This window comes from Helicobacter winghamensis ATCC BAA-430, from assembly GCF_028751035.1.
GTDB lineage: Bacteria > Campylobacterota > Campylobacteria > Campylobacterales > Helicobacteraceae > Helicobacter_D > Helicobacter_D winghamensis.
The window spans coordinates 769,852-786,494 of the sequence record NZ_CP063533.1; the positions used below are offsets into that span (position 1 = coordinate 769,852).

The 16,643-nt window shown below is 35.6% G+C and carries 20 protein-coding genes; all 20 read left to right on the forward strand.

Annotated elements, in window-relative coordinates:
* The first annotated feature begins 1 nt into the window (after position 1).
* Positions 2 to 601: a nitroreductase family protein gene (locus IP358_RS03925; protein WP_006803142.1), complete on the forward strand. Its 600-nt coding sequence runs from the start codon at positions 2 to 4 to the stop codon at positions 599 to 601.
* 118 nt (positions 602 to 719) lie between these two features.
* Positions 720 to 1,826 (forward strand): methyl-accepting chemotaxis protein, encoded by a 1,107-nt coding sequence (locus IP358_RS03930; RefSeq protein WP_006803141.1) that lies wholly within the window; start codon positions 720 to 722, stop codon positions 1,824 to 1,826.
* Positions 1,827 to 1,907: 81 nt separating this feature from the next.
* The gene (locus tag IP358_RS03935; protein ID WP_006803140.1) at positions 1,908 to 2,678 is read left to right on the forward strand and encodes a putative metalloprotease CJM1_0395 family protein; all 771 of its coding nucleotides are present in this window, start codon (positions 1,908 to 1,910) and stop codon (positions 2,676 to 2,678) included.
* A gap of 24 nt (positions 2,679 to 2,702) precedes the next feature.
* Positions 2,703 to 3,605 carry a methionyl-tRNA formyltransferase gene (locus tag IP358_RS03940; RefSeq protein WP_006803139.1) on the forward strand — a complete coding sequence of 301 codons (903 nt, stop codon included), beginning with the start codon at positions 2,703 to 2,705 and terminating at the stop codon, positions 3,603 to 3,605.
* Positions 3,605 to 4,243, forward strand: coding sequence for a biotin--[acetyl-CoA-carboxylase] ligase (locus IP358_RS03945; RefSeq protein WP_006803138.1), 639 nt, complete (start codon positions 3,605 to 3,607; stop codon positions 4,241 to 4,243). Before IP358_RS03940 ends, IP358_RS03945 begins: the two co-directional genes overlap by 1 nt.
* Before the next feature lie 11 nt (positions 4,244 to 4,254).
* Positions 4,255 to 5,043, forward strand: a complete 789-nt coding sequence (locus IP358_RS03950; protein ID WP_006803137.1) for a ParA family protein — start codon at positions 4,255 to 4,257, stop codon at positions 5,041 to 5,043.
* Positions 5,043 to 5,933, forward strand: a complete 891-nt coding sequence (locus IP358_RS03955) for a ParB/RepB/Spo0J family partition protein (protein WP_006803136.1) — start codon at positions 5,043 to 5,045, stop codon at positions 5,931 to 5,933. Before IP358_RS03950 ends, IP358_RS03955 begins: the two co-directional genes overlap by 1 nt.
* Before the next feature lie 72 nt (positions 5,934 to 6,005).
* Positions 6,006 to 6,431 carry a FoF1 ATP synthase subunit B' gene (locus tag IP358_RS03960; protein WP_006803135.1) on the forward strand — a complete coding sequence of 142 codons (426 nt, stop codon included), beginning with the start codon at positions 6,006 to 6,008 and terminating at the stop codon, positions 6,429 to 6,431.
* A gap of 13 nt (positions 6,432 to 6,444) precedes the next feature.
* Positions 6,445 to 6,966 (forward strand): F0F1 ATP synthase subunit B, encoded by a 522-nt coding sequence (locus tag IP358_RS03965; protein ID WP_006803134.1) that lies wholly within the window; start codon positions 6,445 to 6,447, stop codon positions 6,964 to 6,966.
* Positions 6,967 to 7,503 carry a F0F1 ATP synthase subunit delta gene (locus IP358_RS03970; protein WP_006803133.1) on the forward strand — a complete coding sequence of 179 codons (537 nt, stop codon included), beginning with the start codon at positions 6,967 to 6,969 and terminating at the stop codon, positions 7,501 to 7,503.
* Between the two features lie 20 nt (positions 7,504 to 7,523).
* The gene (gene atpA / locus IP358_RS03975) at positions 7,524 to 9,038 is read left to right on the forward strand and encodes a F0F1 ATP synthase subunit alpha (protein ID WP_006803132.1); all 1,515 of its coding nucleotides are present in this window, start codon (positions 7,524 to 7,526) and stop codon (positions 9,036 to 9,038) included.
* Between the two features lie 16 nt (positions 9,039 to 9,054).
* Positions 9,055 to 9,942, forward strand: a complete 888-nt coding sequence (gene atpG, locus IP358_RS03980; RefSeq protein ID WP_006803131.1) for an ATP synthase F1 subunit gamma — start codon at positions 9,055 to 9,057, stop codon at positions 9,940 to 9,942.
* Between the two features lie 24 nt (positions 9,943 to 9,966).
* Complete coding sequence (gene atpD, locus IP358_RS03985) at positions 9,967 to 11,370, forward strand: F0F1 ATP synthase subunit beta (RefSeq protein ID WP_006803130.1); 1,404 nt, start codon at positions 9,967 to 9,969, stop codon at positions 11,368 to 11,370.
* A gap of 9 nt (positions 11,371 to 11,379) precedes the next feature.
* Entirely contained in the window at positions 11,380 to 11,772 is a 393-nt protein-coding gene (gene atpC, locus IP358_RS03990) for an ATP synthase F1 subunit epsilon (protein WP_006803129.1), read from the forward strand.
* Positions 11,769 to 12,341, forward strand: a complete 573-nt coding sequence (locus IP358_RS03995) for a MotA/TolQ/ExbB proton channel family protein (protein ID WP_006803128.1) — start codon at positions 11,769 to 11,771, stop codon at positions 12,339 to 12,341. The genes atpC and IP358_RS03995 overlap by 4 nt, the downstream gene beginning before the upstream one ends.
* Before the next feature lie 15 nt (positions 12,342 to 12,356).
* The gene (locus IP358_RS04000; RefSeq protein WP_006803127.1) at positions 12,357 to 12,755 is read left to right on the forward strand and encodes an ExbD/TolR family protein; all 399 of its coding nucleotides are present in this window, start codon (positions 12,357 to 12,359) and stop codon (positions 12,753 to 12,755) included.
* A complete protein-coding gene (locus IP358_RS04005) occupies positions 12,748 to 13,482 on the forward strand; it encodes a TonB C-terminal domain-containing protein (protein ID WP_006803126.1) in 735 nt (244 codons plus the stop codon). Before IP358_RS04000 ends, IP358_RS04005 begins: the two co-directional genes overlap by 8 nt.
* 1 nt (position 13,483) lies before the next feature.
* Complete coding sequence (gene tolB, locus IP358_RS04010) at positions 13,484 to 14,764, forward strand: Tol-Pal system protein TolB (RefSeq protein WP_040498816.1); 1,281 nt, start codon at positions 13,484 to 13,486, stop codon at positions 14,762 to 14,764.
* 75 nt (positions 14,765 to 14,839) lie between these two features.
* On the forward strand, positions 14,840 to 15,343 hold the full coding sequence (locus IP358_RS04015) for an OmpA family protein (protein ID WP_006803124.1): 504 nt from the start codon (positions 14,840 to 14,842) through the stop codon (positions 15,341 to 15,343).
* A 21-nt stretch (positions 15,344 to 15,364) separates the two neighbouring features.
* A complete protein-coding gene (locus IP358_RS04020) occupies positions 15,365 to 16,639 on the forward strand; it encodes a tetratricopeptide repeat protein (protein WP_050754835.1) in 1,275 nt (424 codons plus the stop codon).
* Positions 16,640 to 16,643 lie beyond the last annotated feature (4 nt).

Below are 16,643 nucleotides of genomic sequence, written 5' to 3' on the forward strand. Positions count from 1 at the left end.
TATGGAGTTTTTAGAGATTGTAAAGGCGCGTTATTCTTGCAGAGCTTTTAAGGATTGTTTAATTGATGAAAAAGATTTGGATTATATCTTAGAGGCAGGGCGTTTAGCTCCTAGCTCTTTAGGATTGGAACCTTGGTTTTTTTATGTGGTGCAAGATGTTAAGAAGAAGCAAGAAATTGCACAAATTGCCAATCATCAAAGCCATGTTGAGCAATGTGGAGCGATTATTATCATTGTTGCGCGCTTGGATTTTGGGGAATATTTTGAGAGTAAGTTAAGGGAGCGCAAACTTAAAGAAGAAGAATTACAGAAGCGTTTAAAGATGTATAAGCCATTTATTGATGGAATGAGTGTAGAGAAAAAGCTGGGTTATGCAAGAGAGCAGGCACATTTGGCATTAATGAATATGGCAAACGCTGCTACTTCTTGTAATCTTGCATCTTGTATTATTGGCGGTTTTGACAATGTAGCACTTGATAAGTATTTGGGGCTAGGTGAGAGCGAAAAAAGTGCGGTAATGCTTGTAGTGGGTGAGCCAAAAGATTCTGTAATTGTGGAAAAAATACGGAATCCCAAAACAGAGATTGTAAGGTTTTTGTAGGGAAATTTTATAAAGTTTTTATATTATATTTAAAGTTTAGCTGTAATTAAGATATAATGCGCGGTATTTTTTGCAATATTTTATGATATTGCCCAAGTTTGAATTATAAGGAGATCCTATGTTTGGAAATACAAAAAGAGAGCAAGAGTTAGTTGCAAAAAATAAAGAATTGCAAGCAAAAATTGAGCAACTTCAAAATGCGTTGCGCCAGCAAAATGAAGAAAATGAAAGAAAAGATGCTTTGATTGCGGAGTTTAATGAAAAAAAGGAAAAGTCTGTAATTTCAAGTGGAATCTTTCAAGCAGTAATGGGATCTTGCGCTAGAAATTTGCAAGTTTTGCAAGATAATTTTGCTTCATCGGTAGAAATGTTGGAGAATGCTAAAAGTGCTTCTACGGATAATGCGAAGCAAACAAAGCTTTTAGAAAGGGCAATTACAGATAGTGTGCTTCAAGTAACAGAACGCTTAAATAGTTTTCAAGGAATGATTCAGCAAGTGTATCAGGATTTGGATTCTATCTCTAATGTGATTAATCTTATTACAGATGTTAGCGATCAAACAAACTTGCTAGCACTTAATGCTGCCATTGAAGCCGCAAGAGCAGGGGAGCATGGCAGGGGTTTTGCTGTGGTTGCAGATGAAGTAAGAAAGCTAGCAGAACGCGCACAAAAGGCAACAAAAGAGATTGAAATGAACATCCAAGTGCTGCGCCAAAACTTCTCTGAAGTGCAAACTTCCACAGAAGAAATCGTGGATAATATGCACGCAGTTAATGATGAAGTGGCGAAGTTTGTAGAAGTTGGTGAAAGCACAATGGATGTTAGACAGGATTCCGCAAATGTGCTTGATACGACTTTTATTGGTCTTGTGAAGTTAGATCATTTGCTTTTTAAAATCCGTGGATACAAAGCGATTTTAGAAGAAGATTTAGAAGCAGAACTTGTCTCTCACCACGATTGTCGTTTGGGTAAATGGTATGAACAAGGAATCGGAAAAGAAGCATTTGGTCAATTAGCAGATTATCCAAGCTTAGAATCTCCACATGCTGGCGTTCATGATTGCTTTAAAGGAGCAATTGAAGTATTTAAAAACAAAGGCGTTGAAGGGAATGCAGAAGAGATTTTAGGGCTTCTAAAAGAAGGTGAAATTGCTTCTGATAAAGTTGTAGAAGTGCTTGATAGAATGTTAAGCGCAAAAATTGCAGAACGCAATAGTCGTGCTTAATTAGCGTTAATAAGAATACTTTTTGGAATATTTGCTTTAGGTATTTTGAACTATAATGCTATGAGAGATTAAGGAGTGGCGATGCAAGTTGGAAATGGATTGTCTATTTTACAAAATAGCTATTTTTCTACATTTAAAGAGCAAACGGAAAATGCAAACTCTAGAGATTCTACTAAGCACGCATTCTTTGAAAAAGAGATAAAAGAAGCGGAATCCAAAAAAGATTCTATGGAAAATATGGATTCCGTAGAGTCTGATAGCACTAAAAATACAAAGTCTTCTATTGATAATAAAGCAATCAATGGAGAAAATTTAGAACCAGAAGAAATGCAATATGTAAGAGAGCTTGAGAGTATTGATAGAAATGTCCGCGCACACGAAGCAGCACACATTGCGGCAGGTGCTGGTGTAGTAACTGGTGGTGCGTCTTTTACTTACACACGCGGTCCTGATGGAAAAATGTATGCAACTGCTGGTGAAGTGCCTATTGCAATGAAAGAAGGTAGAACTCCAGAAGAGACAATCCAAAACGCACGCCAAATTGTAGCAGCAGCGATGGCTCCATCAGATCCTAGCCCGCAAGATTACAAAGTTGCAGCAAGTGCAGCACAAATGGAAAGTAAGGCTAGAAGCGAGCAAGCACAAGAGAAGACTAAGGAAGCAGAAGAAGCACTTAAACAGCAAGAATCTAAAGCGCAAGAAACACAGGCACAAAAACCACAAAATACACAAGAAGAGCAAAATGTTACTGATGATTCTAGTGCGCAAGACTTATTTTTGCGCAATTATGCAATCCAAAGTTATAAAGCAAACTTTAAAAATTCTTCTTTAATGCTTGAAATTGCCGGCTAGGTATTTTTAGTTTTAGGATAAACAATGCGAATTATTTTTATGGGAACGCCAGATTATGCGGCAGTGATTTTGGATTCCTTATTAGAGCAGCATATAATCTGCGCTTTGGTATGCCAAAAGGATAAAAAGGCAGGGCGTGATATGTGCCTAAAAGCTCCAGCTACAAAGGAACTTTTAATGCTAAAAGCACCCAAGATTCCTATTTTTCAACCAGAGAGTTTGGATGAGGCTTTTGTAGCGGATTTGCAGGCATTAAAGCCAGATATTATTATTGTTGCAGCCTTTGGAAAAATTTTGCCAAAAAAAGTTTTGCAAATCGCGCCTTGTGTGAATTTACACGCGTCAATCTTACCAAAGTTTCGTGGAGCAAGCCCAATTCAGCAAAGTATTTTAAATAAGGAATCGTATTTTGGTGTGAGTGTTATGCAAATGGAAGAAGGCTTAGATTGTGGCGATATTTTGGGCTTTAAAGTGGTTAAAAACACAGGACAAAATGCGCTTGAATTGTTTAATGTATTAGCAAAACTTGCTGCAGAATTGACCTTAGAGTATTTAAGGCGTATTGACTTTATTGTTCCTTTGGCACAAAACAATGCAGATGCGAGTTATTGTAAGAAAATTAAAAAAGAATTTGCCCTTGTGGAGTTTGATGATGCTAGAATGCTAGAAAACAAAGCTTTAGCGTATAGTGGGTGGCCAGAGATTTTTCTAAGAAGTGGCTTAAAATTAAAGGTTTTGAAATTGGATTCCGCAAATGGAGAATATAAACAAGGCGAGATTTTAGAAATTACAAAAGATGGAATCAAAGTTGGTTGTAGCAAGGGTAGTGTGTGGATTGAAGTTTTGCAAGCCCCTTCAAAAAAGGCAGTAGGGGCATATGAATATGTGCAAGGGAAGCGCTTAAAAGTAGGAAATATTTTAGAGTAATGGAAGTTTTAAAATTTGATTGCTTGGAATCTACACAATTATATGTAATGGAAAATTTACGCAATCAAAGCTTAAAAAGCCCCGTTATGGTGGTAGCAAATACGCAAAGTGGGGGTATTGGCAGTCGTGGAAATGCGTGGGAGAGCGTGCAAGAAGGGCTGTATTTTTCACTAGCGCTTCCATTATCTCTGCTCCCGCAAGATTTGCCATTAGAATCCACTTCTATTTATATGGGATATATTTTTAAAGAGATTTTAAATCAAAATGGTGCGGAAGTGTGGCTAAAGTGGCCTAATGATTTGTATGTTGAGAACAAAAAGGCAGGGGGCGTGATGTGTTCAATGCTTTTAGGAAATGTTATTGTAGGTGTTGGAATTAACTTAAAAGTGCGTGATACACGCTTTGGTGCATTAAAAGTTGGAATCCAAAAAGACACAATTTTGCAAACATTTATAGAAACTTTTGAGCAAAAAAAGTTTAGCTGGAAGCAAATTTTTAGTAAATATGCGTTAGAATTCTATAAAAATTTCAATTATGGATTCCATTATAAAGGCAGGGTTGTGGAGATGAGCGAAGCAGTTTTGTGTGATGATGGCGCGATTTTGATTGAAGATGAAAAAATTTATAGTTTAAGATAGTGGGGTGAATGATGTGTGAAGTGATTTGTATTGCAAATCAAAAAGGTGGCGTTGGCAAAACAACAACAGCAGTAAATCTTGCCGCTTCCCTTGCGGTAGAAGAGAAGCGCGTGTTGTTAATTGACGCTGACCCACAGGCAAATGCCACGACAAGTTTGGGATTCCATCGCAATAGCATAGAGTTTAATATTTATCATGTTTTAATTGGCACAAAAAAGCTCTCACAAATCATTCAAAAAACTGCAATTCCAACTCTGCATTTAGCGCCTTCTAATATCGGTTTAGTTGGGATTGAAAAAGAATTTTATAGCCATAAGCGCAATGGGCGAGAGTTGATTTTAAAAAAGAAAATTGAAGATATTTTAGATGTGTATGATTATGTGATTATTGACTCTCCACCAGCTCTAGGACCACTTACAATCAATGCGCTATCAGCTTCAAATTCTGTGATTATCCCTATTCAATGCGAGTTTTTCGCTCTTGAAGGCTTGGCGCAACTTTTAAACACTATTAAAATTTTACGCAAAGAAATTAATCCAGATTTGGAGATTAAAGGTTTATTGCCAACAATGTATAGCGCGCAAAACAACCTTTCAAGGCAAGTGTATGCGGACTTAGTGCAGCATTTTGATGGGCAACTCATTAAAGAAGTAGCTTCTAAAACAACCATTGCAATTCCGCGCAATATTAAGCTTGCAGAATCTCCCAGCTTTGGCAAACCAGTGATTTTATATGATGTGCGTTCGCAAGGGAATATGGCATATCAGAATCTAGCGCGTGCGATTTTAAAGAGAGCCTAATGGCAAAGAAGGGATTAGGGCGCGGACTTGGTGCTATTTTAAGTGAAGTCGAAGAAGCTTATCAAAACGACTTACAAGACAATTCAGGCTTAGTTGTGGAGCTTGATATTGATAAAATTAAACCAAACCCATTGCAACCGCGCAAAGTTTTTGAAGCAGCTTCTTTACAGGAGCTTGCCACTTCTATTGAAGAACATGGATTATTGCAACCTATTTTAGTTTATGAGGATAGCAAGGATACAGATTTTTATTATTTGATTGCTGGTGAGCGTCGTTTGCGTGCAAGTAAGCTTGCCAAAAAAGAAAGCATTAAAGCAATTATTGTAGATGTTCAAATGGATAAACTGCGAGAATTAGCGTTGATTGAAAATATCCAAAGAGAGGATCTAAATCCTATTGATTTAGCGCGTTCTTATAAAGAACTCATTGATGATTATGGAATTACACATGAAGAAATGGCAAAACGCTTATCAAAATCACGCACGCAAATTACTAATACACTTCGTTTGTTAGATCTAAGCAAGGAAGTGCAAGATTTAGTTTTGGAAAATAAAATCTCACAAGGACATGCAAAAATTTTGGTTACATTGCCAAAAGAGCAGCAAAATCTCATTGCAAATTCTATCGTCGGGCAAAAGTTGAGCGTGCATGCAACGGAAAAGATTGTGAAAAATTGCAAAGAAACAAAAATTTTAAATAAGATTCCAAATTTCAAAAATTCTTTGCAAAAACAGAAAGATTTAAATAAAGACTCTATTGCAGCTTTAAAGACTGCTTGTGCAGAACTAAAAAGCAATGGAATTATGGCATTTGTGCAAAAAAATCGGTTAATTGTAGAGTTTAGTAACGACGAGGAGGTGAAAAAGTTTAGTAAAATTTTACCATTATGAAGTTTTTAAGAAAAACTTAGAAAAAGTCGTGTTAAAATAAAAGCTATTTTAGAAATAGAGAAAGGAGTGCAAATGACTATTATCCCAACTCCTTGGGTAATGGCGTTAGTTTTTGTTATTTTTCTTGTATTGGTGTATTTGCTTAATCGTATGTTATATAAACCTTTATTGGGCTTTATGGATACGCGTGATGCCTCTATTAAGAAGGACAACGAAGGAATAGAAGGTAACGCCGCAGATATTAAGGCGTTAAAAAAAGAAGCAGACGATATTTTGCAAAAAGCTAGAGAAGAGGCGGCTTTGATTAAAAATAAAGCTTATGAAAGTGCAAAAGAAACTGCGGAAGTTAAAATTACCGACAAAAAGAATGAATTGACTCAAAAATATAATGCTTTTATAACAAGTTTGGAGGATGAAAAAGAGAGACTTAAAATGTCCTTGCGTTCAGAAGTTCCATTCTTTAAAGAGAGCTTACAATCTAAGCTCGGAAAGCTTTAAAAGGGAGTAGTGAATGCAAAATAGAAAAGTATATTTTTTAACATTGTCGTTTATGCCGGCTATGCTTTTTGCAGCAGGTGGAGAGAGCGCCAATTATGATATCATTGAAAGAACCATTAATTTTGTTATTTTCTTTGGGCTTGTGTATTACTTTGCGGCAGATGCAATTAAAAATACTTTTAAAGCACGTAGAGATGAGATTGCAAATTCTCTAGCAAAGATCCAAGAAAAGTTGCAAGAATCCAAAAAAGCAAAAGAGAAAGCTCAAAATCAGTTAGAGGAAGCCAAGCGAATTGCACATGATATTGTGGAAACTGCACATAAGGAGTCTGTAATTATTACACAAAAAGTGGAAGAAGCAGCAAAAACAGAGATTGAAAGCCTTGTGCGTCAATATAATGATCATATCGCATTTGAGCAAAGAAAAGCAGAAAAACTGATTGTTGATGAGATTTTATCAGAATTTTTAAACAAAGATTCTGTTGCATTAAGCAAAGATGTTTTGGCTAAATCCCTGTTAAAAAAGGTAGCTTAGATGAAAGATTTGATTGCAAAGCGTTATATTAAAGCACTAGCTAGTGTGGTATCGCAAAAAGAATTGGAAGAAATTGTGCTTTTTCTTGGAAAGCTAGCAGGAGCAAATTCAATTTCAAAGTTTAGAGATATTATAGAATCTCCTTATGTTTCCACAGCGCAAAAAGTGGATTTTATCCTGGAAAGGGTTTTGGATAATTCTGCTAATGCAAAGTTTTCTAATTTTATTAAAGTTTTGGCAGAACATAAGAGATTGGATTTATTTGAGGAGCTTTATAGTGGGCTATCATCCCACTTGGCAACTTTAAATAAAGAGTATATTGCACAATTAATTGTTAATGAAGGTTATGATGAATCAGTCTTAAAGGAGATTGAAAGCAAGTTTAGTAAAAAACTTGGCGTTAATCTTTTGTTAAAACAGCAAGTAGTAGCAAGTGTTGGAATTAAGCTGGTTGTTGAGGATTTAGGCGTAGAAGTTTCTTTTTCGCAAGAGAAATTTGTTAATGATTTAAGAAATCATATTTTAAAAGCATTTTAATTTTTATATAAGGAGTTGCAGTGGTAGCAAAATTACAAGCAGATGAAATTAGTTCTATTATTAAAGAAAGAATTGATAACTTTGAACTTGATTTAGATATTGCGCAAACAGGGAAAGTTGTTGCATACGCTGATGGTGTTGCAAAGGTTTACGGACTTAAAAATGCAATGAGCTATGAAATGGTAGAGTTTGATACAGGCGATAAAGGATTGGCATCAAGCTTGGAAGAAGGCAGTGTTGGTGTTGTGGTTTTAGGTGCCGGAAAAGAGATTAAGGAAGGAACTTCTGTTAAGCGTTTAGGCAAACTTTTGCGTGTTCCGGTTGGCGATGGTATGATGGGGCGTGTTGTAAATGCTCTTGGCGAACCAATTGATGGAAAAGGTGCTGTTGAAGTTAAAGAGTATCGTTTTATGGAAGAAAAAGCTCCTGGAATTATGGCTAGAAAATCCGTTCATGAACCTCTTCAAACGGGATTAAAGGCTATTGATGCGCTTGTTCCAATCGGTAGAGGGCAAAGAGAGTTAATTATCGGAGATAGACAGACAGGAAAAACAACTGTTGCGATTGATACAATCATTAATCAAAAGGGACAAGATGTTGTTTGTATTTATGTAGCAATTGGTCAAAAGGAATCCACAGTGGCACAAGTGGTAAGAAAGCTTGAAGAGCATGGCGCAATGGAATATACAATTATTGTGAATGCTCCAGCTTCAGATTCTGCTGCTATGCAATATCTTGCTCCTTATGCAGGTGTTACAATGGGTGAATACTTTAGGGATAATGGCAGACATGCATTAATTGTTTATGATGATTTAAGTAAGCACGCAGTTGCCTATCGTGAAATGTCTTTGATTTTAAGACGCCCTCCAGGTCGTGAAGCATTTCCGGGTGATGTTTTCTATCTACACTCAAGATTGTTAGAGAGAGCGGCTAAGGTTAGCGATGAGTTAGGTGCTGGATCTTTAACAGCATTGCCAATCATTGAAACACAAGCAGGAGATGTTGCAGCATATATTCCAACAAATGTTATTTCCATTACAGATGGTCAAATTTTCTTAGAGACTGATTTGTTTAATTCTGGAATTAGACCTGCTATCAATGTTGGTTTATCTGTTTCTCGCGTGGGTGGTGCAGCACAAATTAAGGCGACAAAACAGGTTTCTGGAACTTTAAGACTTGATCTTGCTCAATATAGAGAGCTTCAGGCTTTTGCGCAATTTGCTTCAGATTTGGATGAATCTAGCAGAAAGCAGTTGGATAGAGGACAAAGAATGGTGGAGGTATTAAAACAGCCTCCTTATTCTCCATTGCCAATTGAGCGTCAAGTTGTAATTATTTTTGCAGGTGCTAGGGGATATATGGACGATATTGCAGTGGCTAATATCACAAAATTTGAAGGAGATTTATATCCGTTCTTGGAGGCAAAATATCCACAAATTTTTGAAGATATCCGCTCTAAGAAAATGCTAGATAAAGATATTGAAGAAACACTTTGCAAAGCGTTAGAAGAATTTAAATCTAGTTTTGCTGTATAAAAAGTAGGGAGTTGTTATGGGAAACAACCTAAAGGATATTAGAAAGCAGATTTCAAGCGTTTTAAATACGCAAAAAACAACGCGTGCAATGAAGCTTGTATCTACTTCTAAGCTTAAAAAAGCCGAAGAAATGGCTAGACGATCTAGAATGTATGCAGGAAAGATTGTTGAAGTCTTAGAAGAGATTAAAGTTAAAGTTGCAAGTGGGGAAAATGTGCAAGAAAATCCTTATTTTAACGCAGGAAATAAGGATTCTAAACTTGTTGATATTATTTTGGTAACAGCTGATAAAGGGCTTTGTGGTGGCTTTAATATCAATACAATTAAAGAAGTTAATCGCATAATTGCCGAACAGAAAGAAAAGAATCTAAAAGTGCGTTTGCGCGTTATTGGAAAGAAAGCCATAGAATATTATAAGTTTAATGAGATTGAGATGCTAGATAGTGTGGTTGGTTTAAGTGCTACACCACAATATGCAGACGCAGCAGAGTTTGTTAATAAGGCAGTTGCAGATTACCTAAATGGTGTGACATCTAAAGTAATTTTAGTGCATAATGGATTTAAAAATATGATTTCTCAAGAAATGAAAGTTTCGCAGCTTTTGCCAATTGAGAGCATTACGCTTTCAGAGGAATGTGCTTCTGTGTTGGAAGTGGAACCAAATGAGCAGGAGAATGAGATTTTAAATGAGCTTGCTAAGAAGTATGTTGAATTTAGTATGTATTATGCGCTTGTGGATTCTTTGGCAGCAGAACATAGTGCTAGAATGCAAGCAATGGATGCAGCAACAAGCAATGCAGGAGAATTAGCAAAAAGCTTAACGATTGCTTATAATAAAGCGCGTCAAGAGGCTATTACAACAGAGCTAGTAGAGATTAATACTGGCGTTGAGTCAATGAAATAAGGAGTAAAATAAATGTCAGAAAATATGGTAGGAAAAATCATTCAAGTAATGGGTCCTGTGGTTGATGTAGATTTTGAGTCTTATCTACCGGCAATCAATGAAGCATTAGATATTGATTTTGAAATTGATGGGCAAAGCCGTAAGTTGGTTTTAGAGGTTGCAGCACACATTGGGGATAATCGTGTGCGTGCAATTGCTATGGATATGACAGAGGGTCTTACAAGAGGAGAAAAAGTCAGTGCTAGAGGAAACCCTATTACTGTTCCAGTGGGAGAACAAGTTTTGGGTAGAATCTTTAATGTGACAGGTGATGTAATTGATGGTGGAGAAGAACTAAATAATCCAGAGAAGTGGTCAATCCATAGAAGCGCACCAACTTTTGAAAATCAAAGCACAAAAACAGAAATGTTTGAAACAGGGATTAAGGTTGTTGATTTGTTAGCGCCTTATTCTAAGGGTGGTAAAGTTGGTTTATTTGGCGGTGCCGGTGTTGGTAAGACGGTTGTTATTATGGAGCTTATCCACAATGTCGCCTTTAAGCATAGTGGCTATTCTGTGTTTGCTGGAGTTGGTGAGAGAACGCGTGAAGGGAATGATCTTTACCATGAAATGAAAGAGTCTGGAGTTTTAGATAAAGTTGCTTTATGTTATGGGCAAATGAATGAACCACCAGGTGCTAGAAATAGAATTGCTTTTACAGGTCTTACAATGGCGGAATATTTCCGTGATGAAAAAGGTTTGGATGTATTAATGTTTATTGATAATATTTTTAGATATGCGCAATCTGGTGCAGAGATGTCAGCACTTCTTGGAAGGATTCCATCCGCGGTAGGTTATCAACCAACACTAGCAAGTGAAATGGGTAAGTTACAAGAAAGAATCACATCAACCAAAAAAGGATCTATTACTTCTGTTCAGGCAGTTTATGTTCCTGCTGATGACTTGACTGACCCGGCTCCGGCTTCTGTTTTTGCTCACCTTGATGCAACGACAGTATTAAATAGAAAAATTGCAGAAAAAGGAATTTATCCCGCGGTAGATCCACTTGATTCTACTTCTAGAATTTTAGATCCTCAAGTTGTAGGAGAGGAACATTATAAGGTTGCTACAAGCGTGCAGCAAGTACTTCAAAAATATAAAGATTTGCAAGATATTATCGCAATTTTGGGTATGGATGAACTTTCAGAAGAGGATAAGAAAGTTGTTGAAAGAGCTAGAAAGATTGAAAAATTCTTATCTCAACCTTTCTTTGTTGCAGAAGTTTTCACAGGAAGCCCCGGTAAATATGTAACTTTACAAGAAACTTTGGAAGGCTTTAAAGGAATTCTAGAAGGCAAGTATGATCAGATTCCAGAAAATGCTTTCTATATGGTAGGAAATATCAATGAGGTTCTTGAAAAAGCGGAGAAAATGAAAGCTAACGCGTAAGGAGCTTTAATGGAAACCTTGAAATTAGATATTGTGACTCCAGAGGGAAAGATTTTTTCTAATTCTGTAAAAAGCGTTACTCTTCCTGGGAGCGAGGGGGAGTTTGGAGTTTTGCCCGGGCATGTTGGAATTGTAACAACATTGCGTCCTGGTGTAATTGAAGTTGAGAAAGTTGATGGCAAAAAAGAGATTGTTGCAATTAACTGGGGACATGTAAAAGTAGATGAAACAAGTGTTGATGTTTTAGCTGAAGGTGCGGTAGATATTAATGGAGATAGCGAGAGTGAAATTGCTCAAGCTATTGCAAATGCAAAGCAATTGCTTGAAGAATCTACGGATAATAATATGGCTGTTTCAATGGTGGTTTCACACATTGAAAATGCTGCAAAGAATTCATTGTGAGTTTATTTTCTCTATTAGATAGCTACGGGATTACTACCGTAGTTGTTCTTCTTTGGCTTTCTTTATATTTTATTTTAGTGCTTTGGATTTTTATATATCGTTATTTTTCAATTACAATGACTCTATCAGGTGAAAAAAAATGTCTGGAGATATTGTTGGAAGGACGCAATGCGCTGCCTAAAAATTCTTTGCTAGGTTCTAATTTAGCAAAAATTGATAAAAGATTAACAGAGCCCATGTTGCAATACGCCTTAGATAAAGCAATTAAAGATGCGACAATTGGCTTGACATTTTTAGCAATTGTTGCTTCCACTGCGCCTTTTATTGGATTATTTGGTACAGTTGTTGAGATTTTGGAAGCATTTTCAAAACTTGGTGAAAATTCAAAGGCGACTTTGGATGTGATTGCGCCGATTATTTCAAAAGCTCTTGTCGCGACTGCAGCTGGAATTTTAACAGCAATTCCTGCTTATTCATTTAATTTATTTTTGAAGCGCAAGGTATTTGAGTTAAATACTTATTTGCAATTGCAAATTAATGTTTTAAGCTCTCCAAAAGCTTCAGTTTAGAGTCTGGAGTAATTTTTGAAGTCGCATTATAATTGGGATGAAACTCCAGAATTAAACATTACTCCTTTGGTGGATATTATGCTTGTGTTGTTGGCGATTTTAATGGTAACAGCACCTGTAATTGTTTATCAAGAGGAAATTGCTTTGCCGCAAGGTTCAAAAAGTGCGAAAATGCAAGAAGATTCCAAGATTGAAATCCGGGTAGATTTAAAGCGTAATATTTACTTAAAAAACGAAGTTTTAAGCTTTGATAGTTTTCCAGATGCTTTTATAGTTTTTGCAAATGCGTATGATAAAAATACGCAAGTGTATATTCGTGCAGATAAAAATTTAAAATATGATGATGTTATTTATATCTTAAAGATTGCAAAACAAAGTGGATTTTCAAGGGTCTCACTCGTTACTGATGGCTAGAGTTGTTTTATTTTTTACCAGCGGTAGCGTTTCTCTTTGTTGCTATGCTTTAATTATTATTCTTTTGTTTTGGCAATTAAATTCAATTAGTGAGCCACCAAAAGCCTACACAGCTTACAAGGAAACAACTTTTAGTATTGATTTAATTGAAGAGCCTAGTCCTAAAAAGGCAATTAAAATCACACAAAAAAAAGCAGAAAAGAAAGTTAAGGATATTCCAATAAAAAAAGAAAGTGCATCTGTGAGTGCAAATGTTGGACTTGGAATTAACGATCTTTTTAAGCAAGTGGAATCCAAAATGCCTGTTAAATCTATAAAGCCTGCAAGTCAAGATGATAAAATTGCCAAAAATAAAAAAGCCAAAGAAAGTGCACAAACTAGAGATTTAAATGATGAGCTTGAAAAGATTATGGCTAACTTGGACACGCAAAAGACATTAAGTTTTGCTGTTCCAAAAGGAGAATTTGACGCTTTTTATGCAAAAGTGCATGAGATTTTAGCGCAAAGTTGGAATCCTGTGCGTACAAGTGTTGAACATTTTTCAGAGGTTGCTATCACCATTGATTCACAAGGCAGATTTTCTTATTCTATTATTAAAAAATCTGGAGATTTAGAATTTGATGAGGCTCTGAAGGGCTTTTTGGATATAATGAGTGTTCAAGAATTTCCACGCTATGAAGGTGGAGATAGCACTAAAATTATGGTAACTTTTAAAACTGAGGTGTAAAATGAAAAAAATTGTTTTTGTATTAATGAGTCTATTTGGACTTGCTTGTGCAAATGGGGTGGATGCTACTTTGGAGGTTGTAAAAAAATTTGGGAACCTTCCTAATATTTTGGTTCAAAATGTAGGCAGTGATTATTTTGAGCGTGAATTTAGTCAAAGAATTTTCAAAATGCTTATTGCAGATTTAAAGGTTACAGGACATTTTACGGTTCAAGAAGAAAAAGAAGTTATTTCTAGTGAAATGCTTGTAAATTTTGATGAATATCGCAAAAACAAAATCGATTTAGTTGCTCGTATTAAAGCAGAGAAAAGCGAGAGTGGTGTGATTGCAAGATTGCACCTTTATGATGTGAATTCTGGTTTGGTTGCTTTAAGTAAAGAATATAAAAATATGCAGCAAGAAACATATCCATTTTTAGCGCATAAAATGGCAATTGATATTAATGCTTATATTAAGGCTCCAAGTGTAGATTGGATGGAGCGTATGGTTATTCTTGCGTACTATACAAAGCCAGGAGAGAGTGATATTATAATGAGTGATTATACACTGACTTATAAAAAGAAAGTGATAAGTGGTGGTTTGAATATATTTCCTAAATGGGCAAATGCTGCACAGAATGCTTTTTATTATACAAAATATCTTGATAAGCCTACACTTTTTAAATTTGACCTAGGAACAGGACAAAATAAAAAAATGTTCGACAGCAGTGGAATGCTTGTAGCTTCAGATGTAAGCAATGATGAAAATAAAATTTTAGTAACAATGGCTCCAAATGAACAACCAGATATTTTTATGTATGATATAACAAATGGTGCATTAAAGCGTCTTACAAAATATAGCGGTATTGATGTAAGTGGGAATTTTATTGATAATGAAGAGCGCGTAATGTTTATCTCTGATAGGCTTGGCTATCCTAATGTCTTTGCGATTCCAGCTAGTGGAGAAGTGTCTGGAAATGTAGAACAAATGGTATTTCATGGGCGCAATAACAATGCAGCAAATGCAAATGGTAACTATATTGTGTATTCTAGTCGTGAAAGCAATGAAGAGTTTGATAGAAACACATTTAATTTATATCTTGTCTCTACTAAAAGCGATTTTATCCGTCGTTTAAGTGCAAATGGTGTGAATCAGTTGCCGCGTTTTTCTAAAGATGGAGAAACGATTATGTATATCAAGCACGAGGCAAATCAGAGCGCACTTGGAATCATCCGCTTAAATTATAATAAAACATTGTTATTTCCATTGCAAGGTGGTGTAATTCAATCAATGGATTGGTAAAATAGAAAATTTTGTAGAAAAATAGCTTTTTTCTGCTATAATAATGCGTTTTTTAAAAAAAATTAGGGAGAAGAAATGAAAAAGTTTCTAGTTTTAAGTTCATTGGCGGCTGCGTTATTGGTAACTGGTTGTAGTCAAAAAAGTGGCGTAGATTCTAGCGCAGATGTAAATCAAGGCAAGAACTATGTGGGTGGTCAGGATAATTTTGCAACAGTTGAAGAAAGAATTAATTATGTAGAAAACCAACTGCAAAATATTTTCTTTGATTTTGATAAATTTGTTGTGCGTGCTGATATGCAAAATGCGATTGATAATGATGCTAGTGTTTTGACTTCTTCGGCAATGGGACCATTAACAGTAAGAATTGAAGGTAATACTGATGAGTGGGGAACAGATGAGTATAACTATGCTTTAGGTTTAAAAAGAGCAGTTGCTGTAAAAGAAGCACTTATTGCTAAAGGTGTAGAAGAGAGTAAAACAGTTTTAGTAAGCTATGGTGAAAGCAAGCCAACTTGCACAGCTAAAACAAAAGAGTGTTGGGCTGAAAACAGAAAAGTAACATTTAAAATGTTACCATAAGTAATAATTGGGAAAAGTCTATTGCAAAAGTTATTTGCTTCTAGCCTAGTTGTTGCGAGTTTAGTTTTTGGGCAAGAACCATCTGCATTTAATGCAGGTGGGATTGCACCACAAAGAACAGAATCGCAAATTTTTAATGAAAAACTTTTTAATCTTTCTACACAAGTAAGAAATCTTGAAGAATCACAAGAAGGCTTAAAAAGTGTTTTTGAAGGGCAACTTCAGAGAGTGCAAGATATTGCAAGTAGAATAGAGCTTCTCAAAGGGGAAAATAATGCAACAATTACTGGAATCAAAGAGCATGTCGATTCTAACTTTGCTTTACAAAATGAAAATATTGAAAAGATTAAACAAAGTATTTCTGCGCTTGGAGCGTTGATTAAAAAAACAAATACTCAAATGCAAGGCGAGATTGATAGTTTAAGGGAAAAGGTTGCAGAACTAGAAAGTGCTCAAGTTGCTACAACTAACAATGTGGAATCTAAAAAAGAAATAAATAATACCGCAGATAATGTAGCTGAAACCATAAAAGATGTGCAAGATTCTAAGATTGATGATGGCATAGAACAGAGTGTATTGAATGAAGTTGAAAGTGCTTTTGTAAGCGCGCCTATAAATTCATCTGCAAATACAACGGTAAGTGCATCTGAAAGTTTGTCCGTGGGCGCTCTAATTGCAAGCGTAGAAAGCAATGCAACACAAATCAAAATGCCAAGCTACGAGACTGAGGAATTAAAGCCACTTAATGCGCAAAGTATCGAGAGTTTACCTGTTGATAAAGAGATAAATAAAGTAGGTGAAAAGAAGGATATACAAGCAAATATAAACAAAAAGATAAAAGATAGTAAAGAGATTGAAAAAGTTGAGCCAAAGGTTTTGGAGAATATAGAATCTAAAAATAATATCACCAAAACACCTGAAATTAAAGATTTGAAAAAGATTCCTTTGGCAAGTGTGTTTAAAGAGGGTGAACAATTTTATAAAGATAAAAATTATCAAAAAGCTGATGAATATTTGCAAGTTGCTGTTAAAGGTAATTATAAGCCAGCGCGTGGAAATTATTTATTAGGTGAAGTCGCATTTGAGCAAAAGCGTTATGAAGATGCAATTTATTACTACAAAACAAGTGCAACGCGCTATGATAAAGCAGATTATATGCCGCGTCTAATGTTGCATAGCGCAAAATCTTTTGAAGCACTTAAAGAAAAAGATAATGCAAAGCGTTTTTTGGAGACTCTAATTGCTTTGTATCCAACTTCTAGTGAAGCAAAAGAAGCAAAAAAACTTATTAAATAAAAAT